This is a genomic window from Pseudomonas sp. ASL7, from assembly GCF_056680375.1.
Genome location: NZ_CM155279.1, coordinates 4,813,300 through 4,834,561 on the forward strand (window position 1 = coordinate 4,813,300; position 21,262 = coordinate 4,834,561).

Here is a 21,262-nt window from a genome sequence, read left to right on the forward strand (position 1 = left end):
CTCGCTCCCACAGTGGATCTCCTGTGTGCACAAATTCTGTGACCAGCCGAGATCTAATGTGGGAGCGAGCCTGCTCGCGAATGGGGCGACACAAATGTCTGGGTCACAACGACTCCAGGCACCCCGCCAAGTCATTCCCCAGCTTCTCCAGCACCTGCTCATACCCCTGAGCGGTCGCCGGCGTGTATCCGCCAAGCGCATCCAGCTCCGCCAGTTTCACCGGCAGGCCAGCCACCAGCGTTTCCGCCAGGCGCGGCCGCAATGGCGGTTCGCTGAACACACAAGTTTTGCCGACTTCCTGCAAGCGCGCACGCATTGCAGCGACGTGTTGGGCGCCAGGCTGGACTTCGGCAGCAACACTGAACACACCGGTATGCTTGAGGCCGTAGGCATCTTCGAAGTAGTCGAACGCTTCGTGGAACACGAAGTAAGGTTTGCCGGCGACGTCAGCCATACGTGATTTAAGGCGCAGGTCCAGCGCGTCCAGGCGCTCATCAAATGCCTTCAGGTTGCTCTGATAACGTGCGGCGTTCGCCGGATCGGCGGCGCTCAGGTCCGCGGCCATTTTGGTGGCAATCACACGAGCGTTGACCGGCGACAGCCACAAATGCGCATCCAGGCTCCCGGGACGGTGATCGTGGTCATGCTCGTCTGCCTCTTCGGCGTGGGAGTGGCTGTCTTCGGTGAAGCGGCGCAATTTCAAGCCAGGCAAATCCTGTACGGCGACGCTCGGCAGCGTACGACCTTTCAGCACGCGGGGCAGGAAACCTTCCATGTCCGGGCCGATCCAGTACACCAGATCCACCGACTGCACCTTGCGCACGTCGGAAGGGCGCAACGCGTAGTTATGGGGCGATGCGCCGGGCGGCAGCAACACTTCCGGAATCGCCACGCCGTCTTGCACCGCAGCGGCGATCAACTGCAGAGGCTTGATGCTGGTGAGTACTTTGACTTCGGCTTGAGCCGAGCCAATCAGCAGAAAACTTGCGATAAATGCGACATAGATAGAAAAAAGTCGGGACACGATGACCACTCGAAGAGGCGAGAACGGGTAACATAATAACGTCTCTCACAAAACTCGTCGCCGCTCATGCCTAAAACACCGATTGCCAGCCGTCCCCACGACCACTCTCATTGCGTCCATAGCGCTCTGTCAGAGGCCGATGCCCTGTGCGCACGTCAAGGCCTGCGCCTGACCGCCTTGCGCCGCAGGGTGCTGGAACTGGTGTGGCAAAGCCACAAGCCGCTGGGTGCTTACGACATACTGGCGGTCCTCAGCGAGCAGGACGGTCGCCGCGCCGCGCCGCCGACTGTATACCGCGCGCTGGATTTCCTGCTGGAAAACGGCCTCGTGCACCGTATCTCCTCGCTGAACGCTTTCGTCGGCTGCAATCACCCGGAACACGCCCATCAAGGCCAATTCCTGATCTGCCGCAAATGTCACGCCGCCATTGAGCTGGAACAACAATCAATCAGCGACGCCATCATCGATAGCGCCGGGGAGGTCGGGTTTGTCGTCGAGGGCCAGACCGTTGAAGTGGTCGGGCTCTGCGCCGGTTGCCAGGGGGCTTGATGAGCAACGCGCTGATCCGCCTCAAGCAGGTTGCTGTCACCTTTGCCGGGCAAAACGTGCTGGATAACATCGAGCTGAGCGTGGAGCCGGGACAGATCGTCACCTTGATCGGCCCCAACGGCGCCGGCAAGACGACGCTGGTGCGCGCCGTGCTCGGTCTGTTGAAGCCGGACAGCGGCAGTGTCTGGCGCAAGCCGAAACTGCGGGTCGGGTACATGCCGCAAAAACTTCACGTCGATCCGACCCTGCCACTGTCGGTGCTGCGATTCCTGCGCCTGGTTCCGGGCGTGGATCGTGTGCGGGCCTTGGCGGCACTCAAGGAAGTCGGCGCCGAGCAGGTGATTGATAGCCCGGTGCAAAGTGTTTCCGGTGGTGAGATGCAGCGCGTGCTGTTGGCTCGGGCTCTGTTGCGTGAGCCGGAGTTGCTGGTGCTCGACGAGCCTGTGCAAGGCGTCGATGTGGCGGGTCAGGCCGAACTGTATAGCCTGATCACGCGATTGCGGGACCGTCACGGCTGCGGCGTGTTGATGGTGTCCCACGATCTGCACCTGGTGATGAGCACCACCGACCAGGTCGTTTGCCTGAATCGCCACGTTTGCTGTTCCGGACACCCGGAGCAGGTCAGCGGCGATCCTGCATTCGTCGAACTCTTCGGAAAGAACGCACAAAGCCTGGCGATTTATCACCACCACCACGACCACGCCCACGACTTGCATGGCTCGGTAGTCAGCGCGGACCCTTCGGTTCAACCCCACGTTCATGGAGATAGCTGCAAGCATGGCTGATTTTCTGCTCTACGCCCTGCTTGCAGGTCTGGCTCTGGCGTTGGTGGCGGGCCCACTGGGTTCGTTCGTGGTCTGGCGGCGCATGGCCTATTTCGGCGACACCCTGTCTCACGCGGCCTTGCTTGGCGTGGCGTTGGGATTCTTGCTGGATGTCAGCCCGACGGTGGCGGTCACCGTAGGGTGTCTGCTGCTGGCGGTGCTGTTGGTGACATTGCAGCAGCGCCAGCCGCTGGCGTCCGACACGCTTTTGGGAATTCTCGCACCGAGCACGCTCTCATTGGGCCTGGTGGTACTAAGCTTCATGCATGAAGTACGGATCGATCTGATGGCGTATCTGTTCGGCGACCTGTTGGCGATCAGCCCGACAGATCTGGCTTGGATACTCGGGGGCAGCGCGGCAGTCCTGGCGCTGTTAGTCACGTTGTGGCGACCCTTGCTGGCGATCACGGTGCATGAAGAACTGGCCAAGGTAGAAGGTTTGCCGGTGGCGGCGTTGCGCTTGACGCTGATGCTGCTGATTGCCGTCGTGATTGCCGTGGCGATGAAAATCGTCGGTGTGTTGCTGATCACTTCGCTGCTGATCATCCCCGCGGCTGCCGCACAACGTCACGCGCGCTCGCCAGAACAGATGGCATTGGGCGCAAGCCTGTTGGGTATGTTCGCGGTGTGTGGTGGGCTGGCGCTGTCCTGGTTCAAGGACACGCCAGCAGGCCCATCGATTGTGGTGATGGCCGCTGCACTGTTTCTGCTGAGTTTTGTCCTGCCCCGTCGAGGGGTGTAGACTTGCTCGTTTTTTGCGCAAATAGAGAGTCGCAGGAATGAAGTCGTTCGCCTCCCGTTATCTGCTCCTTGTCGCATTTTCTCTGCTGCTGGGTGCTTGCCAAAGCACGCCACCGGCGGCCACCGAGGCCCCCGATGCGCGGGCTACGGCCATCACGCAACTGGAACAAAGTATCGCCAGCAATGAGTTGGCCACCGCCGAAGATCAACTGGCTGCCTTGCAGGCCCAGTCGCCCGACGACCCAAGCCTTGTGCAGTACCAACGGCAACTGGCCGAAGCCTATCTGCAGCGCAGCCAGATCGTGTTGCAAAAAGGCGATGTGAATGCCGCCGCCACGGCGCTCAGCCGTGCTCGGTCGTTGATGCCCAAAGCCCCGGCGCTGACCGGTGGTGTAAACAACGCCATCGTCAATGCCCGCAAGGCTGAGCTGGATAAAGCCGAGGCGGCGCTCAATGCTGCAGAAGCCAAGTCAAAGGCGAAAGTCATTGATCCGACGGCGCAAAGCACCACGGTTGCGCTGAACGTAAACGATATGGTCAAACTTCGCCGGCAGCTGGATGCTATCGCCGCCGATGTGGTGAATTACCAGTGCGATGTGAGCATTCAGACGCCGCGTACTGAGGATTACCCTTGGCTGGCCACATTGCTGACCAAGCGGGTGAAGAAGCTGGATTCCGGGTTTGACTTGAAACTGCAAAAGCAGATCCTGCGCAACGTTCCGGCGCAGATGGTTCTTAGCCCGCGTAAACCCTAAAAGCTTCGCGAGCAGGCTCGCTCCCACAGGTGATTTGCAGCGAGTCGCAGATCCAATGTGGGAGCGAGCCTGCTCGCGAAGGCGTCCGTCCAGTAATAAACAACTTAAGCCGCAATCGCCTTGGCTTTATCCTCCCGATCCCAAACCCGATGTTGCCCGATCGCGGCAATAAACGGTTTGATCAACTCCGCGTCCGTCCCCACGATCAGTCCTGCATCAGCGTCCAGTCTCAACACATCAAGCAACTGCTGCGCCTCGCCGTGCAGCGCAATCGCCTTCAAATGCTTGTACGCCTCCAACACGTAGTGCAACGCCACGCCGTCAGTACTCAAGGCCTTGATCGACCCCGCGCCACCTGGCACAAACACTGCGTCGAACGCCACCGAAGGCAAGCCTTCCATCGAAGCATCCACGGGCAGCGCCTTACCTTGCGCAGTCGTCACCGGTGCTGAAGTCGGTCCCAACAATTTGGCGTGCGCCCCCTCGGCCATCAGCGCTTTTTTCATCGCATCGATCGCTGCGCCATCGACACCGTTGGCGGCAAGAATGGCCACTTTGCGGGTTTTGATGTCCGCCGGCAGCAAGTTGGCCTGACTCAAGGCTGGTGATCGGTTCAGCGAGGACTTCCGTACATCGACAGTTCCTGCTTTCGGCGCCGGCAAACCAAGGTTCTGCGCCACACGCTTGGCCAGTTCCAGGTCGATGTTGGCCAGGATCTCATTCACCTGACGCGCACGGATGGTCTCGCGCGCAACCTTCCCCAGCTCAAAGCTGTAGGCCGCGATGATGTGTTCCTGCTCGTGCTTGCTCATGCTGTGGAAAAACAGCCGTGCCTGGGAGAAATGGTCGCTAAACGACTCGCTACGCTGGCGGATTTTGTTAGCGTCGATGCGCTCCGGATAACTCTCGAAGCCGCCATCCTGAGCAGCAGACGCCGTTTCTTTCGGCCAGCCACCGTCGATGGAGTTTGGCTCATAAGACGCGCGGCCCTTGTCAATGGTGGTGCGGTGCAATGCGTCCCGCTGGTCGTTGTGGAACGGAGCGACCGGACGGTTGATTGGAATTTCGTGAAAGTTCGGCCCGCCGAGTCGGCTGATCTGCGTGTCTGTGTAGGAAAACAGCCGCCCCTGCAGCAACGGGTCGTTGGAGAAATCGATCCCCGGCACGATATGGCCAGGGCAGAACGCGACCTGCTCGGTTTCGGCGAAAAAATTGTCCGGGTTGCGGTTGAGCACCATTTTGCCCAAAGGCGTGATGGGGACGAGCTCTTCCGGGATCAGCTTGGTGGGGTCGAGGATGTCAAAGTCGAATGTGTGTTCGTTTTCCTCTGTGATGATCTGAACGCCCAGCTCCCATTCCGGGTAGTCGCCCATCTCGATCGATTCCCACAGGTCGCGACGGTGGAAGTCAGTGTCTTTACCGGCGAGCTTCTGCGCCTCATCCCACACCAGTGAGCAGGTCCCGGCCGTAGGACGCCAGTGGAATTTGACGAAGCGCGATTTACCTTCGGCATTGACCAGGCGAAACGTGTGCACACCGAAGCCCTGCATGCTGCGCAGACTTTTCGGGATCGCTCGGTCGGACATGGTCCAGATCACCATGTGCGCCGATTCCGGCACCAGTGAGACAAAATCCCAGAACGTATCGTGAGCCGAGCCCCCCGTAGGAATCTCGTTGTGCGGCTCGGGTTTTACCGCGTGCACGAAGTCAGGAAACTTGATCGCGTCCTGAATGAAAAAGACCGGCATGTTGTTGCCCACCAGGTCGAAGTTGCCCTCGTCGGTGAAGAACTTCACAGCGAAGCCTCGCACGTCCCGCACGGTATCGCCTGACCCGCGAGAGCCTTGCACCGTGGAAAAGCGCGTGAAGACTGGGGTTTTCTTGCCCGGGTCCTGTAAGAAACCGGCTTTGGTCAGGGCAGAATGGTTTTCATACGTCTGGAAGTAACCATGAGCACCGGTGCCGCGAGCATGGACGATGCGTTCGGGAATGCGCTCATGGTCAAAGTGCGTGATTTTTTCACGCATGATGAAATCTTCCAGTAACGACGGCCCGCGAGCGCCGACCTTCAACGTGTTCTGATTGTCCGAAACCTTCACGCCCTGATTGGTGCGCAGGGCTTGTTCAGTGGCGTCGGAGCGGAATTTCTCCAGGCTGTCGAGCTTGGCATTGGTGTTGCCACGGTCCAGGGTGTCGGTCCCGGCCAGTGCGTTTTTAGGGGTGGCAGGCTTTTTAGTACTCATCAGACGTAAACTCCTCGTTGCGATTCCCGCCGTAGCCAGAACGCTGAGTAAAACCCCCGGCACGGCACCAGGAGCGATATCGAGTTGCCTACTTACTGACTGATGAAGTTTTTAGCCGTTCCTTTTTTCTGACCTTTGATCGCGTTATTGCCAAATCGAAGGTTGAATGCGGAATAAATGCTAATAACCTCTATACGGACAGGCTAAAATGCGCGCCCGGCTAACCGCTGATCCTTTTCTATCGCGCCCCACAAGGTTCGCTACGTGATCGAGTTTCAAAACGTCCATAAAACCTACCGCATCGCCGGTAAGGATATCCCCGCGCTGCATCCGACCAGTCTGACGATTGAGAACGGTCAGGTCTTCGGCCTGATCGGCCATTCCGGCGCGGGAAAAAGTACCCTGCTGCGTCTGATCAATCGCCTGGAAAACGCCAGTGGCGGCAAGATCATCGTCGACGGCGAAGAAGTCACCGCGCTCGACGCCAACAGCCTGCGGCGCTTCCGTCAGCAGGTCGGGATGATTTTCCAGCACTTCAACCTGCTGGCCTCCAAGACCGTGGCCGATAATGTTGCGCTGCCGCTGACCCTCGCCGGCGAACTGTCGCGCGGCGAGATCGACCAGCGTGTGGCTGAATTGCTGGCGCGGGTTGGTTTGTCCGACCACGCCAAAAAGTACCCGGCGCAGTTGTCCGGTGGCCAGAAGCAGCGCGTCGGCATCGCCCGCGCCCTGGCCACCAAGCCGAAAATCCTGTTGTGTGACGAAGCCACCAGCGCCCTGGACCCGCAGACCACGGCATCGGTCCTGCAATTGCTGGCCGAGATCAATCGCGAGCTGAAGCTGACCATCGTCCTGATCACCCACGAGATGGATGTGATCCGTCGCGTGTGCGACCAAGTGGCTGTGATGGACGCTGGCGTAATTGTCGAGCAAGGTTCGGTGGCCGAGGTGTTCCTGCATCCCAAGCACCCGACCACCAAGCGCTTCGTGCAAGAAGACGAGCAGATCGATGAAAGCGAACAGCGCGACGACTTCGCTCACGTGCCAGGCCGCATCGTGCGTCTGACCTTCCAGGGCGAAGCGACCTACGCGCCCTTGCTGGGTACCGTTGCTCGGGAAACGGGTGTGGACTACAGCATCCTGGCCGGTCGTATTGATCGCATTAAAGACATCCCCTATGGGCAACTGACTCTGGCCGTCACCGGCGGCGACATGGAAGCCGCGTTCGCCCACTTCACCGCAGCTGACGTCCACATGGAGGTGCTGCGCTGATGGAAGCCCTGATGAGTTTCTTTTCCAATATCGACTGGATCGAAATCTGGCTGGCAACCGGCGACACGCTGCTGATGCTCGGTGGTTCGTTGTTGTTCACCGTTTTGCTGGGCTTGCCGCTGGGTGTGCTGTTGTTCCTGTGCAGCCCACGCCAGTTGCTGGAAGCCAAAGGCGTTTACGCGATGTTGTCGCTGGTGGTGAACATACTGCGTTCGCTGCCCTTCATCATTCTGCTGATCGTGATGATTCCGTTCACGGTGCTGATCACTGGCACGTCTCTCGGTGTTGCCGGTGCGATTCCGCCACTGGTGGTGGGTGCTACGCCGTTCTTCGCACGACTGGTGGAAACCGCGTTGCGTGAAGTCGATCGCGGCATCATCGAAGCGACCCAGGCCATGGGCGCGACGACGCGGCAGATCATCATCAATGCCTTGCTGCCGGAAGCCCGCCCGGGCATCTTCGCGGCGATTACGGTGACAGCTATTACACTGGTGTCCTACACGGCAATGGCCGGTGTGGTTGGCGCTGGTGGTCTGGGCGACCTGGCGATCCGTTTCGGTTACCAGCGCTTTCAGACTGATGTAATGGTGGTCACCGTCGTGTTGTTGCTGGTGCTGGTTCAAGTACTGCAGACCGTTGGCGATAAGCTTGTGGTCCACTTCTCTCGTAAATGACAATTGAGCCGGCCATTCGCTGGCAGGCGCCGCAAACAGGCGCCTCACATGGAGTTAGCTGAATGAAAAAACTACTCGTCGCGTTCGCTGCCGTTGCAGCCTTTTCTGCTCACGCTGCCGAGACGCTGACCGTCGCGGCCACCCCGGTCCCGCACGCAGAAATCCTCGAATTCGTTAAACCGGCCCTGGCCAAAGAAGGCGTGGACCTGAAGGTCAAAGTCTTCACCGACTACATCCAGCCGAACGTGCAAGTGTCCGAGAAGCGCCTGGATGCAAACTTCTTCCAGCACCAGCCGTACCTCGATGAGTTCAACAAGGCCAAAGGTACGAACCTGGTGGCTGTTGCCGGTGTGCACCTGGAACCCCTGGGCGCGTACTCCAGCAAATACAAAACCCTGGCCGAGCTGCCGGGTGGCGCTAACGTGGTCATCCCGAACGACGCCACCAACGGCGGCCGTGCGCTGTTGCTGCTGGCAAAATCCGGCCTGATCAAGTTGAAGGATTCGAACAACATCCTGTCGACCGTCAAGGACATCACCGAAAACACCAAGGACCTGAAAATCCGCGAACTGGAAGCCGCGACAATCCCGCGCGTGCTGACCCAGGTCGACCTGGCGCTGATCAACACCAACTACGCGCTGGAAGCCAAGCTTGATCCGGCCAAGGATGCTCTGATCATCGAAGGCAGCGACTCGCCTTACGTGAACATTCTGGTGGCTCGTCCGGACGACAAAGACAGCGACGCGATGAAGAAACTGGTTGCTGCCCTGCACAGCCCGGAAGTCAAAGCGTTCATCCTCGAGAAGTACAAAGGCGCGGTTGTGCCGGCGTTCTGATCCGAAGCATTAACGAAAAAAGGGGCGCATTGAATGCGCCCCTTTTTTTATGCCTGAAACACGACCCCTCTGTAGGAGCGAGCTTGCTCGCGAAGGTGTGTCAGTCGACATCACCGCAGCTGACACACCATCGCGAGCAAGCTCGCTCCTACATGCGTTTAAGCATCACCGGCAACTGCGCCACCAACTTGGTGTTATTCAACGGCGCCCGAATAAACCCACGCTGCGTCCCGTCTGGCCCAATCACCGCCAGGTTCCCACTGTGATCAACCGTGTAATTCGGTTTGCTGGTATCCGCCGGAATAAACGGAATGCTCACCGCGTTGGCCAGTTTCTGAATGTCGTCCACCGACGAAGCCGTCAGGCCGATGAACTGCGGATCGAAGTAACCCAGGTATTGCTTGAGCTGCTTGGGCGTGTCGCGATTCGGGTCGACGCTGACGAGGATGATCTGCAACTTGGCCACCGCTTCCGGGGGCAGTTCGCTCTTGATCTGGCGCAGCTGGGCGAGGGTGGTCGGGCAGATGTCCGGGCAGAAGGTGTAACCGAAGAACAGCAAGCTCCACTTGTCTTTCAGCTCGTTGACGGCCACCGGTTTGCCGTCCTGATCGGTCATGGTCACGTCCGGCAGGTTGCGGCTTTGCGGCAGCAGGATAATCCCGGCGTCGATCAGTGGAGTCGGGTCGCCCTGGCCCTTGCCGGACAGCACTTTGTTGATGGTCAGGCCCAGGACCAGCGCGATCAGGGCGACGAGGATGAAGACGGTTTTCTGGGTTCGGGTCATAGGTTCAACAATAAGTAGTGGTCTACGAGCAGGGCGATAAACAGCAGGAACAAGTAATAGATAGAGTACTTGAAGGTGTTGATCGCCGCGTGCGGCCGAGTGCCACGGTACAGCACGACGGCCCATTGCAGAAACCTTGCCCCCAGGCCCAGGGCGCAAACCAGGTAGAGCACGCCGCTCATGTGAATCACGTAGGGCATCAGGCTCACGGCCAGCAGCGCGAAGGTATAAAGCAGGATATGAATCTTGGTGTAATGCTCGCCGTGGGTGACCGGCAGCATCGGAATGTCGGCCTTGGCGTATTCCTCTTTGCGATGGATCGCCAGTGCCCAGAAGTGTGGTGGGGTCCAGGCGAAGATGATGAGTACCAGCAACAGCGGTTCGGCGCTGACATGGCCGGTGGCCGCGACCCAACCGAGCAACGGTGGGGCGGCGCCGGCCAGGCCTCCGATGACGATGTTTTGCGGTGTCGCGCGTTTCAGGAAACCGGTGTAGACCACCGCATAACCCAGCAGCGAGGCAAGGGTCAGCCAAGCGGTCAGCGGGTTGGTGAAGGCCAGCAGCAAGGCCTGGCCCAGCACCGCCAGCACCAATGCGAACGTCAGTGCAGCGGTCGGTGACACCCGGCCTTCGGCCAGTGGGCGCTTGTGGGTTCGCGCCATGACCGCGTCGATGCGCCGGTCCACCACATGATTGACCGCCGCCGCACCGCCGGCACACAACGCGATCCCCAGATTGCCGAACACCAGCACCGTCCACGGCACCCCGGCGCGGGTTGCGAGGAACATCCCGACCAGCGAGGTGATGAGCATCAGCACCACCACTTTCGGCTTGGTCAGCTCCAGATAGTCGCGCCAGATTGCCTGACTGTGACGTTCGCCGATCAGAGTCGCCATGGCATCTCTCCTTTTTTTGTTATGGGCCCGGCTGAATGTTTATGCAGGCTGAACCGCCAGCGCACGAGGGATTGTTGCTTGACCCGAACCAGACTGGTTCGCGCGTGGTAATTGACCAGCACCATCGTCAGGAGCAGCGCTGCGCCGCCGGCGTTGTGCGCGACGGCCACCGGCAGCGGCAGGTGGAACAACACGTTGCTGATGCCCAGGGTGATTTGTGTGGCCAGTGCGATCAGTACCAGCCCTGCCAGTCGCGTCATGCCGACAACTTTCAGTTGCCACGCCAGACCGAGCAGCACCAGCGTCACCAGCAACGCGCCGATACGGTGAGTGAGATGAATCGCCGTGCGAGCATCGCTGTCCAGTTGCCCGCCGAGGTAATTGGGGCCGATGTGTTGGGTCAGATGAAAACCGTTGGCGAAATCTGCGGGTGGCAGCCATTGCCCGTGGCAGGTCGGAAAGTCGATGCAAGCCACGGCGGCGTAGTTGGAACTGACCCAGCCACCCAAGGCAATTTGCAGGATTACCAGCAGCAAGCCGGCCGTTGCCCAGTACTGCAAACGCCGTGGCACGGTGAGCGCCGGCAACACGCCAGACAGGCGCAGCGTCAGCAAGAACAGCAGACTCAAGGTCGCAAAACCGCCGAGCAAATGTCCGGTCACCACCTGCGGCCAAAGTTTGAGCGTCACTGTCCACATGCCGAACGCCGCTTGGGCGAACACCACGGCCAGCAGGAACAGCGGCAACTTCACGGGTTGTCCCGGATGATGACGATGGACCCAGGCGCGACCGGCCAGCACCGCAATCAACAGCCCAAGCGTACCGGCGAAGTAGCGGTGGACCATCTCGTTCCAGCCCTTGTGCGCTACGACGGGCGCATCAGGAAAATGCAATTCGGCATGGGCCAGTTGAGCTTCGCTTTTCGGCACACTGATAAAGCCATAGCAGCCCGGCCAGTCCGGGCAGCCAAGGCCGGCGTGGGTCAGACGTGTGTAGGCGCCGAGCAACACCACAATCAGTGCCAGCAAGGTGGCAAACAGCGCGAGGCGAAATCCAGGTTTGGCCATGACGATGCCCTTATCCGATGTTCGACAGTTTCAGCAGATGACGCAGGTCGTTCAGCAAGTCCTTACCCTTCACCGTCGGGTCATAGCGCAGCACCAGATTGCCGTGAGGGTCGATGATCCATAGCTGCGGCACGGTATTGTCACCCATCGTCTTGCTAAAGGTCGTCAGGTCCATGGGATAGCGCTGCAGTTGCGGGTATTCGCGGGTCAGTTTGGTTTCGTAATCGGCAGTCAGCGGTTGTGCGGCGGCCAGTGCATGGCTGGCGCGGGACGCCTCGGGGCCGAGGCCGATCTGGATTTGCCGCGCCAGATACACCAGTTGCTGGCAATCCACTGAGCACTCCTTGGGCGCCGTGACCAGCATCTGCCAGCGGTCTTCTTGTGCCTGAACCCCAAGGTCGGCGCGGGTCTGGCCATTGCCGATCAGTTCACCGTGATAACTGCGACCCTCCGGCACCCAGAACTGCAATTTGTACATGCCGGTGGCGAGGACCATCGGGCCGATCACTCCCAGTAAGATTAGCAGCAACTGCAAGCGACCTTTGCGCCGGCGAGCCGGCGTTTTCGTCTCAGACATGCTGGGTGGATTCATGGCCGCTCCCATGGTGTTTCTCCTTTGCGTTGTGCCAGCCGAGGTAGATAAAAAGGCCGAACAGGGCAATCGACATGGCGAACCACTGCACGGCGTAAGCGATGTGTTTTTCCGGGCCCATGGCGACGACCGGCCAATCGGCCTGATAAGACGCGGGACCGGCTTCTTCACGTAATTCGTAGGCAAAACCTTCGCGCCCGAGCGTCTTCCAGAGCTTGGCCGGCTCAACCGCTGTCACTAACTGAGGCCAGAGGGTGGTGCTCGGATCGGCGTGCAACTGAAAGGTCGCGCCGGGGGAGACGTAGACCCAGGCATCGAGACTCAATGCCTGAGTGGGTGTGGTGAATTGTGGCGGGGTGCGGCGCTCTGGCCACGGCAGCCAGCCGCGATTGACCAGTAGCCAGAGTCCGGTCGCCTGATCGTGGAAGGGTTGCAGCAACTCGACGCCGACCTTGCCGTTGCGCTGACGGTTGTCCAGTAACAGGCTGTGTTCGGCATCGAACTGACCGTGCAGGTGAACGCGGCGGAAGGCTGGGTCTTTGGTGTGTTGCAGCTCGCTGCTGGCCATCGGTTCGGCGACACGGCGTTCGGCATAGCTTTGCAGCAGGGCGCTTTTCTCCGCGCCCCGGCTCAATTGCCAGAACCCGAGCGACACCAGCAGCGGCAGCAAGATTGCGACCACCAGGGTTGGCACGATGCCCGGCTGGAAGCGCTTCATGGCGTCGCCAGAAAGTCGGTCATCGCGATAGCTATACTCAAATGCATCGCCTTACCCCCGGAGTCTCACCATGCTCAAAGCAGCCATCGTCCTGATGCTGATTGCCACGGTTGTCAGCCTGTTCAGCGGCCTGTTTTTTCTGGTCAAGGACGACAGCAGCTCGAACCGCCTCGTTATTGCCTTGAGTGTTCGTGTTGCGCTGGCCGCCACCACCGTTGGCTTGATCGCCTGGGGTTTCTACAGCGGCCAGTTGGTCTCGACTGCGCCTTGGTAGCTGTAGGAGCGAGCTTGCTCGCGAAGGTGTCTCAGTCGAAATCAACGCGTCTGACACACCTTCGCGAGCAAGCTCGCTCCTACAGCACGTAGACGAAAACGAACAAACCGATCCACACCACATCCACGAAGTGCCAGTACCAACTCGCCGCCTCAAATCCGAACTGGTGATCGGCATCAAAGTGCCCGCGCATGATCCGCATCAGCATCACGAACAGGATGATGGTGCCGATCGTCACGTGAGCCCCGTGGAAACCGGTGAGCATGAAGAAGGTCGCGCCGTAAATGCCCGAGCCGAGGGTAAGGCCCAGCTCGTGATAGGCGTGCATGTACTCTTCGGCCTGAAAGGTAAGAAACCCACAGCCGAGCAACACAGTAATCGCCAGCCAGATTTTCAGCGCGCCGCGATGGCCCTTTTTCAAGGCGTGGTGAGCGATGGTCACGGTGACGCTGGAACTCACCAGTAACGCGGTGTTAAGCAGCGGCAGGCCCCAAGGGCTGATCACTTCTTTGGGCGGAGGAAAGAGCTTCGGGTCGGGGGTATGCAGCAATGGCCAGGCAAACTGGAAGTTCGGCCAGAGCATGTGGGCAATGCCTTTCGGGCCTTCCCCACCCAGTGCGGGGCCGGAAATATGCCGCACATAAAACAGCGCACCGAAGAACGCGATGAAGAACATCACTTCCGAGAAAATGAACCAGCTCATGCCCCAACGAAAGGAGCGATCCATCTGGGCGCTGTACAGCCCGGCGCGACCTTCCTTGACCACCGTACCGAACCAGCCGAACAGCATGTATGCCAGCAACAGGCTACCGACGAAAAAGATCAGCGGGCCGTGGGATTCTGGCCGCGCCGCCTTCAGGTCGTTGAACCAGGTGGCCAGGCCGAACACAGTGGTGAGCATGCCGAGCGTGGCAATGATCGGCCATTTGCTTTGGGCCGGTACGTAATAGTGTTCATGAGTTGCCATTATTGTTCTCCTTATCGGGCACGCTTAACGCCTAGCCACCGGTGCTTGCAGCAACAGTCACGGGCGGATGACGTGCGGTGATATCGAACAGCGTGTAGGACAGCGTCAGGTGCTTCACATCCTTGGGCATGTCTCGGTCAACGATGAAACGTACCGGCATCTCGATCCGTTGACCGGGCTGCAACACTTGTTGGGTAAAGCAGAAACATTCGGTTTTGTGGAAGTACGCTGCCGCTTCACTGGGCGCGATGCTCGGCACTGCCTGGGCGCTCATGGCGTGATCGGTCGGGTTGTAGGCGACGAAAATCATCTCGTTCACTGCCCCCGGATGCGCCGTCAGCTCATTGCCCTTGGGATAGAACTCCCAGACCATGTCGGCGTTATTCATCGACAGAAACTGCACGCGCACTTGCCGTGAAAAATCGACCACTTGCTCGCCTTCGTATTGCCCGGCGGTTTTGCCATTGATGCCAAATGCCTTGCACATCACGTCGTAGATCGGCACCAGGGCAAACCCGAAGATAAACATCGCCACCACCACCAGTAGCAGGCGCGTGACCAGTTTCTTCAGCGAAATAGAGTCAGCCATGGTTCAGACCCTCTACGCATAACCCTGTAGGAGCGAGCTTGCTCGCGAAAAACCTGAGGGTACCGCGCAGTGTCAGGATTCCAGCGGAATCGTTGACGACCATCGCGAGCAAGCTCGCTCCTACAAGGGCAAAGGTGTTCATTTCACTTCCGGCGGGGTGGTGAAGGTGTGATACGGCGCCGGTGACGGAATGCTCCACTCCAGGCCTTCGGCCCCGTCCCACGGTTTGGCCGGCGCTGGCGGGCCGCCACGGATGGTCTTGATCACGATGAAGAGGAAGAACAACTGCGTGGTGCCGAACATGAACGCGCCGATCGAGGAGACCATGTTGAAGTCGGCGAATTGCAGGTTGTAGTCCGGGACCCGTCGCGGCATGCCTGCCAGCCCCACGAAGTGCATCGGGAAGAACGCCATGTTCATGCCGATGAACGAGAGCCAGAAGTGCAGCTTGCCGAGGGTTTCGTCGTACATGTGGCCGGTCCATTTCGGCATCCAGTAGTAGGCAGAGGCGAAGATCCCGAAGATCGCTCCCGGCACCAGCACGTAGTGGAAGTGCGCGACCACAAAGTAGGTGTCCTGGTACTGGAAGTCCGCCGGGGCGATGGCCAGCATCAGTCCGGAGAAACCACCGATGGAGAACAGGATCACGAAGGCCACCGCAAACAGCATCGGCGTCTCGAAGGTGAGCGAGCCTTGCCACATGGTGCTGACCCAGTTGAACACCTTCACCCCGGTGGGCACGGCGATCAACAGCGTGGCGTACATGAAGAACAACTCGCCCACCAGCGGAATGCCGACCACGAACATGTGGTGCGCCCAGACGATGAACGACAGGAACGCGATGCTCGCCGTCGCATAAACCATCGAGGTATAGCCGAACAGCGGTTTGCGCGAGAAGGTCGGGATGATCGAACTGACAGCGCCAAAGGCCGGCAGGATCATGATGTACACCTCGGGGTGACCGAAGAACCAGAACACATGCTGGAACAACACCGGGTCACCGCCACCGGCGGCACTGAAGAAACTGGTGCCGAAGTGGATGTCCATCAGCATCATCGTCACGCATCCGGCCAGCACCGGCATCACTGCGATCAACAGGAACGCAGTGATCAGCCAGGTCCAGACGAACAACGGCATTTTCATCAGCGTCATGCCTGGGGCGCGCAGGTTGAGGATGGTGGCGATCACGTTGATCGCGCCCATGATCGAACTGATGCCCATCAAGTGGATGGCGAAGATGAAGAAGGTCACGCTTTCCGGCGCGTAGGTCGTCGATAGCGGGGCGTAGAAAGTCCAGCCGAAATTCGGCCCGCCACCGGGCATGAACAGCGTCGAGACCAGCAGAATGAACGCCGCCGGCAGGAGCCAGAAGCTGAAGTTATTCATCCGTGGCAGGGCCATGTCCGGTGCGCCGATCATCAACGGGATCATCCAGTTGGCGAGGCCGACGAAGGCCGGCATCACTGCACCGAAGACCATGACCAAGCCGTGCATGGTGGTCATCTGGTTGAAGAACGCCGGTTCGACGATTTGCAGCCCCGGCTGGAACAGCTCGGCGCGAATGACCATCGCGAACGAGCCGCCCAACAGGAACATGGTGAACGCAAACCACAGGTACAGCGTGCCGATGTCTTTGTGGTTGGTGGTCAGCACCCACCGCATCAGGCCTTTGGCGGGACCGTGGGCGTGCTCGGTGGCGGTATGAACATGTTCATCGATTACAGCAGTCATGTCCTGTCTCCTGCAAACAGATGGGCTGGGCAGGCCGGGGCGCGCAGCCCCGACCGGTTCCTTACGTGGGCAATAGACCGGGTCATTTGCTTTCCGCCTGTTTCAGCGCCAGCACTTCTTTAGGAGTGACCATGTCGCCTTTGTTGTTGCCCCAGGCGTTACGTTCGTAGGTCACGACCGCCGCGATATCGACTTCTGAAAGTTGCTTGCCGAATGCCGCCATGGCGGTGCCGGGTTTGCCGAAGTAAACGCGGTGCAGGTGGTCGGCTTTGGGGCCGGTAGCAATCGGCGAGCCTTTGAGCGCCGGGAACATGGGCGGCAGACCCTGGCCTTCGGCCTGGTGACAGGCCACGCAGGTGGTGTGATAGATCTTGTCGCCGCGCTCTTTGAGCTCGTCGAGGGTCCATTCCTTACTGGTCAGCTCTTTGAGCTGCATGGCTTCTGTCTTGCGTTCGGCCAGCCATTTCTCGTAATCGGCCTTTTCCTTGACCTCGACCACGATCGGCATGAAGCCATGGTCCTTGCCGCACAACTCGGCGCACTGGCCACGGTAGATGCCGGGCTTGTCGATGCGGGTCCAGGCTTCGTTGACGAACCCCGGGATCGCATCGCGCTTGACCGCGAAGGCCGGTACCCACCAGGAGTGGATGACGTCGGCGGAAGTCACCAGAAAGCGCACCTTGGCGCCAATCGGCAGCACCAGTGGCTTGTCGACCTCGAGCAAGTAGTGCTCGCCCTTGGTTTCCTTGTTGTGGATCTGGTCGGCGGGGGTGGCCAGGTTACTGAAGAACTCGACGTCCTGGCCCAGGTACTTGTAATGCCACTTCCACTGATAGCCGGTGATCTGGATATCAATATCCGGCTCACTGGTGTCGTACATCCTGATCAGGGTGGCGGTAGCCGGAATCGCCATGGCCACCAAAATCACGAAGGGCACGATGGTCCAGAGGATTTCGACGGTGGTGCTTTCATGAAATTTTGCGGCCACTTGCCCGGTAGAGCGGCGGTGGACCATCATCGACCAGAACATGGCGCCGAAGACGATGATGCCGATCACTACACAGATCCAGAAAATGGTCATGTGCAGGTCAAATATTTCGTGACTGATTTCAGTCGCTCCAGGCGCCATATTCACAGTCCAGGCCGCTTGCGCCTGACTGAAAATCGACCACAACAGGAGGCCCATCCAGACGTGTGGATGTCGCATCATTGCGGGTTCCCCTTATCGTTCTTGTTATCCCGCCGGCTTTCACCTGCGGCAAGGGAGCGGCTTTTTCAGACTACGAACTTGAATCGCCGAGCCTTGCTGCATATGCAGTCGGGCGTCATCAGCTAACTCCATTCCAACCCGAGTATAGACAGCGACCGCGACCTCGCAATGTGACGGCGTAAATGATCTGAAACAGCTGATGCTTGCGTTCAAGGTCACGAATGGAGAAGGATGCAGACGAGTGGTGGCAAATCGATATAACTATGATGTCTCAAGGATGAAATAATTATGACAAATGCGTCTTAGCATTTTTCGACAGCCAGCTAAGTTATGTCTTCCCTATTTCATTGCCTTCGTTTCCTGGAGTTTTCATGAACACCGCCGCATTGCGCGAGCAGATCCAAAAAGCCCAACAACACGAGAAAGAAACCGGCCTGCTGGCACGTCAGCTGCAGACCCAACTGCCTCATCTACACCCTGCTATCCAATTGCCGGAGGCCGATGCCAACGGCGTGCTGACGCGTTTTGTTTGCGCCTACATCGAAGAGGTGCCCGACCTGCTGGACGCAGCCAATGAAGTCGCCAGGGAAGCGGGCATCGAATCGCAAATCAAACCGGTACTGACAATCGCCGAGCAATATTTCCTCCAGCCTCCGGCAATCATGAGCGGGCATGTCGGTCTGGATGGCCTGCTGGACGAAGCCTATCTGGCGCACCGGTTTGTAGAAGAGGTCAACGACCTGTACATCAAGCATTTCGGCCAGCCATTGATCCCCTTGGACATGACGGTCGCCAACTTGATTGCTCACCAATTGATCGGTGAGGAATTTGCCAACCAACTGGATGAAGCGGTACATCACGCCATCGACGAGATGCTCAACGAAGAGAGTTTTGCGCTGGAATCGGTGGAAGCCTACCGTGAGAAACTCAACAGCCCGGACACCGGCGCCGCGTGGAAACGCTGGCCGTGCATGTCGCGCCGCTTGGACGTAGGCCTGGAACTGGATCAGCCGGCGGCTTGATCCACCGCTCAACACAATCCCTTGTAAGAGCGTGCTTGCTCGCGATGGTGTGTCAGCTACGTCGTATCGACTGACACTCCATCGCGAGCAAGCTCGCTCCTACAGTGCTCTACCCGGTGGAACCGATGCCGGCCGTGGTGCGCAACCGCCCCTCCAACCTGCGCTTCAACCCCCGCGCCTCAATCAATAGCGTCGAGCCCTTCGCCGCATTCGCCCGACCCCATTCCTCAAGCAACTCCAGGCACGAGTGATCGATGTAGCTCAGGTTATTGAGCGGCACATGCACCGTCGTCCCGGCAGGGATGGTTCCCAGTACCTGAGTCAGCGCCGGCACCTTGAGAAAAGTCGCGGCCCCCATCAGTCGCAACTCCATTTCTCCTTCCTTGGGCAGGTCTATCAGGCTGATCTTCAGCCGCGACGCTTTCCAGGCAAGCTTGACGAGTGTCAGGCCAAAGCCAATCAACACGCCGGTCAGCAAGTCAGTGAAGATGATGGCCAGCGCCGTCGCCGCGTAAGTGAACATCGGCATCCGGCCATAACGTCCCAGACCACGAAGGGCCTTGAGGTCGACCAATTTGAAACCGGTGTAAACCAAAACCCCCGCCAGACTCGCCACCGGAATGCGTTGCAGCACACTGGACAGCAGCAGGACGAAAGCCAGCAACCACAGGCCATGAAACACCGCCGACAGTCGCGTGGTGGCACCGGCCTGAACGTTGGCCGAACTGCGCACGATCACCCCGGTCATCGGCAGCGCGCCAAGAAGACCGCAGAGCATGTTGCCTATACCTTGAGCGGCTAATTCCCGGTCGAAATCCGAACGTTGACCGTTGTGCATGCGATCGACCGCCGCGGCGGAGAGCAGAGTTTCGGCGCTGGCAATGAAGGCTACGGCGAAGGCTGCGATCAGCAGTGTCGGGTCGGCCAGGTTGAGCAAGTCCGCAGGTTTCAGCCAGTTGATGGCTTGCGCGAGATTCGCCGGCACCTCAACCCGTTTGACCTGCAGCGCCAGCGCCACACTGGCGGCCGTCGCAAGGCCAACACCCAGTAATGCACCGGGAATGAAGCGCAGGGAATGCGGACGGAATTTTTCCCATAGCCACATCACGACAATTGTCGACAGCCCGAGCAACCCCGCTTGCCGGCCGAGGGAACGCAATGCCTGAGCCACGGCGGCCGGGAAGGCTGACAGGTTATCCAGTCCGGAAGGCTTGGGCACGCCATCAAGCATCACATGCACCTGGGACAAGACGATCAGTACGCCAATTCCAGCGAGCATTCCGTACACCACCGCAGGCGCCGTCACTCGAAACCAACAGCCCAGTTTCAATCTCCCGGCCACCAGTTGCAGAAAGCCTGCGAGCAGCAGGATTGGCCCGAGCATGGCGATGCCATGCTGGCGCACCAGTTCGAACACCAGAACCGCCAAACCTGCTGCAGGGCCGCTGACTTGCAGAGGCGAGCCGGCAATCCAGCCCACCACCAATCCGCCGATGATGCCGGTGATCAGACCTTTGGCGGGCGGCAACCCCGAGGCGATGGCGATGCCCATGCACAAGGGCAGAGCGACCAGGAACACAACCACTGAAGCGAGCAGCTCCCGTGGCAGAACAGCGTTGAGTTGCGCAGCACGCATGTGGGTTTCTCCTGACGTTTTCTTCAGGCGTGGCGAAGCCAGGCTGCTTGATCAGCAGCCTCGGCTTTACCACACTTAGGAGGTGTTAGAAGCGTGCTTTGGGCGTCGCCACCGGAATTGGGTGGCTGCCATCGAGCGGCAGGAAACAACCCTTGTCCGCGTCGTAAGCTTTGATTTCGCTGGTTTCGATGCTGTAGACCCAGCCATGGATAAACAGCTGACCGTTGGCCATACGCGAAGCCACCGAAGGGTGCGTGCGTAAATGTTGGAGCTGAGCGATCACATTCTCTTCGGTGAGGATCTGCATGCTCTCGGTTTCATTCGCACAATGGCAGTTTTCCTGAACCATGGTTTTCGCCACTTCCGCATGCCGCAGCCAGGCTTTGACCGTCGGCATCTTTTCCAGACTTTCCGGGTTGAGCACTGCGCGCATGGCGCCGCAATCGGAGTGCCCGCAGATGATGATGTGTTGCACGCCAAGGGCCAGCACCGCGTATTCGATGGCGGTGGAAACGCCGCCGTTCATTTGCCCGTAAGGCGGCACAACGTTGCCGACGTTACGGGTCACGAACAGGTCGCCCGGGGAGCTTTGGGTAATCAGTTCAGGCACGATGCGCGAGTCGGCGCAGGCGATGAACATCGCTCTGGGGTTCTGAGCTGTGGCGAGTTTTTTGAAGAGCTCTTCCTGCTGAGGGAAGACTTCGTGATGAAAATGCAAAAAGCCGTCAACGATATGCTGCAGCGCTGCATCGGCGGACTCCGCCTCGGGGTGGGCTGAAGCCGACGCAGCCAACGGCTGTTTATCCTTGTCACTCATGATTCATCCTCTTTGACGGAGTTGGGGGAAAGTGTCCCGTT

Annotated in this window: 22 protein-coding genes; 9 read left to right on the forward strand and 13 right to left on the reverse strand. The window is 59.3% G+C overall.

Going from position 1 to position 21,262, the window contains the following annotated elements; all coding sequences use genetic code 11:
• Window positions 1-103 precede the first annotated feature (103 nt).
• Complete coding sequence (locus tag AC1MDT_RS22310; RefSeq protein ID WP_480418975.1) at window positions 104-1,024, reverse strand: zinc ABC transporter substrate-binding protein; 921 nt, start codon at window positions 1,022-1,024, stop codon at window positions 104-106.
• Window positions 1,025-1,090: 66 nt separating this feature from the next.
• On the opposite strand from AC1MDT_RS22310, the gene zur reads away from it, so the two are divergent.
• Genes zur through AC1MDT_RS22330 form a run of 4 tightly spaced genes read left to right on the forward strand, consistent with a single transcriptional unit; the run spans window position 1,091 to window position 3,893 of the window.
• Window positions 1,091-1,573: a zinc uptake transcriptional repressor Zur gene (gene zur / locus AC1MDT_RS22315; protein ID WP_480418976.1), complete on the forward strand. Its 483-nt coding sequence runs from the start codon at window positions 1,091-1,093 to the stop codon at window positions 1,571-1,573.
• On the forward strand, window positions 1,573-2,358 hold the full coding sequence (znuC, locus tag AC1MDT_RS22320; RefSeq protein ID WP_480418977.1) for a zinc ABC transporter ATP-binding protein ZnuC: 786 nt from the start codon (window positions 1,573-1,575) through the stop codon (window positions 2,356-2,358). Before zur ends, znuC begins: the two co-directional genes overlap by 1 nt.
• A complete protein-coding gene (znuB, locus tag AC1MDT_RS22325; protein ID WP_414909760.1) occupies window positions 2,351-3,139 on the forward strand; it encodes a zinc ABC transporter permease subunit ZnuB in 789 nt (262 codons plus the stop codon). Before znuC ends, znuB begins: the two co-directional genes overlap by 8 nt.
• A gap of 37 nt (window positions 3,140-3,176) precedes the next feature.
• A complete protein-coding gene (locus AC1MDT_RS22330) occupies window positions 3,177-3,893 on the forward strand; it encodes a PA5502 family lipoprotein (protein ID WP_480418978.1) in 717 nt (238 codons plus the stop codon).
• 104 nt (window positions 3,894-3,997) lie between these two features.
• Here the strand turns inward: AC1MDT_RS22330 and katE are convergent, their stop codons facing one another.
• Complete coding sequence (katE, locus tag AC1MDT_RS22335) at window positions 3,998-6,136, reverse strand: catalase HPII (protein ID WP_480418979.1); 2,139 nt, start codon at window positions 6,134-6,136, stop codon at window positions 3,998-4,000.
• Between the two features lie 264 nt (window positions 6,137-6,400).
• Between katE and AC1MDT_RS22340 the strand changes: the two genes are divergently transcribed.
• From AC1MDT_RS22340 to AC1MDT_RS22350, 3 genes are all read left to right on the forward strand, one after another.
• Window positions 6,401-7,408, forward strand: coding sequence for a methionine ABC transporter ATP-binding protein (locus tag AC1MDT_RS22340; RefSeq protein ID WP_480418980.1), 1,008 nt, complete (start codon window positions 6,401-6,403; stop codon window positions 7,406-7,408).
• Window positions 7,408-8,082 (forward strand): methionine ABC transporter permease, encoded by a 675-nt coding sequence (locus AC1MDT_RS22345; RefSeq protein WP_480418981.1) that lies wholly within the window; start codon window positions 7,408-7,410, stop codon window positions 8,080-8,082. The genes AC1MDT_RS22340 and AC1MDT_RS22345 overlap by 1 nt, the downstream gene beginning before the upstream one ends.
• Before the next feature lie 62 nt (window positions 8,083-8,144).
• Window positions 8,145-8,918, forward strand: coding sequence for a MetQ/NlpA family ABC transporter substrate-binding protein (locus AC1MDT_RS22350; protein ID WP_480418982.1), 774 nt, complete (start codon window positions 8,145-8,147; stop codon window positions 8,916-8,918).
• Between the two features lie 148 nt (window positions 8,919-9,066).
• On the opposite strand, the gene AC1MDT_RS22355 is transcribed toward AC1MDT_RS22350, so the two are convergent.
• The 5 genes from AC1MDT_RS22355 to AC1MDT_RS22375 are packed head-to-tail and all read right to left on the reverse strand — an operon-like array spanning window position 9,067 to window position 12,975.
• Window positions 9,067-9,702: an SCO family protein gene (locus tag AC1MDT_RS22355; protein WP_480418983.1), complete on the reverse strand. Its 636-nt coding sequence runs from the start codon at window positions 9,700-9,702 to the stop codon at window positions 9,067-9,069.
• Window positions 9,699-10,598: a heme o synthase gene (gene cyoE / locus AC1MDT_RS22360; protein ID WP_480418984.1), complete on the reverse strand. Its 900-nt coding sequence runs from the start codon at window positions 10,596-10,598 to the stop codon at window positions 9,699-9,701. Before cyoE ends, AC1MDT_RS22355 begins: the two co-directional genes overlap by 4 nt.
• Window positions 10,586-11,665, reverse strand: a complete 1,080-nt coding sequence (locus AC1MDT_RS22365; protein ID WP_480418985.1) for a COX15/CtaA family protein — start codon at window positions 11,663-11,665, stop codon at window positions 10,586-10,588. Before AC1MDT_RS22365 ends, cyoE begins: the two co-directional genes overlap by 13 nt.
• Before the next feature lie 10 nt (window positions 11,666-11,675).
• The gene (locus AC1MDT_RS22370; protein ID WP_480418986.1) at window positions 11,676-12,269 is read right to left on the reverse strand and encodes a hypothetical protein; all 594 of its coding nucleotides are present in this window, start codon (window positions 12,267-12,269) and stop codon (window positions 11,676-11,678) included.
• Window positions 12,235-12,975: an SURF1 family protein gene (locus AC1MDT_RS22375; RefSeq protein WP_480418987.1), complete on the reverse strand. Its 741-nt coding sequence runs from the start codon at window positions 12,973-12,975 to the stop codon at window positions 12,235-12,237. Before AC1MDT_RS22375 ends, AC1MDT_RS22370 begins: the two co-directional genes overlap by 35 nt.
• Window positions 12,976-13,045: 70 nt before the next feature.
• Between AC1MDT_RS22375 and AC1MDT_RS22380 the strand changes: the two genes are divergently transcribed.
• Window positions 13,046-13,249: a twin transmembrane helix small protein gene (locus AC1MDT_RS22380; RefSeq protein ID WP_027926133.1), complete on the forward strand. Its 204-nt coding sequence runs from the start codon at window positions 13,046-13,048 to the stop codon at window positions 13,247-13,249.
• A gap of 79 nt (window positions 13,250-13,328) precedes the next feature.
• On the opposite strand, the gene AC1MDT_RS22385 is transcribed toward AC1MDT_RS22380, so the two are convergent.
• The 4 genes from AC1MDT_RS22385 to coxB form a co-directional block, all read right to left on the reverse strand.
• Window positions 13,329-14,216, reverse strand: coding sequence for a cytochrome c oxidase subunit 3 (locus AC1MDT_RS22385; protein WP_480418988.1), 888 nt, complete (start codon window positions 14,214-14,216; stop codon window positions 13,329-13,331).
• Window positions 14,217-14,247: 31 nt separating this feature from the next.
• Complete coding sequence (locus AC1MDT_RS22390; RefSeq protein ID WP_480418989.1) at window positions 14,248-14,805, reverse strand: cytochrome c oxidase assembly protein; 558 nt, start codon at window positions 14,803-14,805, stop codon at window positions 14,248-14,250.
• Window positions 14,806-14,943: 138 nt separating this feature from the next.
• Window positions 14,944-16,536: a cytochrome c oxidase subunit I gene (ctaD, locus tag AC1MDT_RS22395; protein ID WP_480418990.1), complete on the reverse strand. Its 1,593-nt coding sequence runs from the start codon at window positions 16,534-16,536 to the stop codon at window positions 14,944-14,946.
• A gap of 82 nt (window positions 16,537-16,618) precedes the next feature.
• Window positions 16,619-17,746, reverse strand: a complete 1,128-nt coding sequence (gene coxB, locus AC1MDT_RS22400; protein ID WP_480418991.1) for a cytochrome c oxidase subunit II — start codon at window positions 17,744-17,746, stop codon at window positions 16,619-16,621.
• Window positions 17,747-18,117: 371 nt separating this feature from the next.
• Here coxB and AC1MDT_RS22405 point away from each other — a divergent pair, with 371 nt between their 5' ends.
• Window positions 18,118-18,768, forward strand: coding sequence for a hypothetical protein (locus AC1MDT_RS22405; protein ID WP_480418992.1), 651 nt, complete (start codon window positions 18,118-18,120; stop codon window positions 18,766-18,768).
• 109 nt (window positions 18,769-18,877) lie between these two features.
• On the opposite strand, the gene AC1MDT_RS22410 is transcribed toward AC1MDT_RS22405, so the two are convergent.
• Both AC1MDT_RS22410 and AC1MDT_RS22415 read right to left on the reverse strand, forming a co-directional pair.
• On the reverse strand, window positions 18,878-20,404 hold the full coding sequence (locus AC1MDT_RS22410; protein ID WP_480418993.1) for a SulP family inorganic anion transporter: 1,527 nt from the start codon (window positions 20,402-20,404) through the stop codon (window positions 18,878-18,880).
• 85 nt (window positions 20,405-20,489) lie between these two features.
• Window positions 20,490-21,221 (reverse strand): carbonic anhydrase, encoded by a 732-nt coding sequence (locus AC1MDT_RS22415; protein ID WP_480418994.1) that lies wholly within the window; start codon window positions 21,219-21,221, stop codon window positions 20,490-20,492.
• Window positions 21,222-21,262 lie beyond the last annotated feature (41 nt).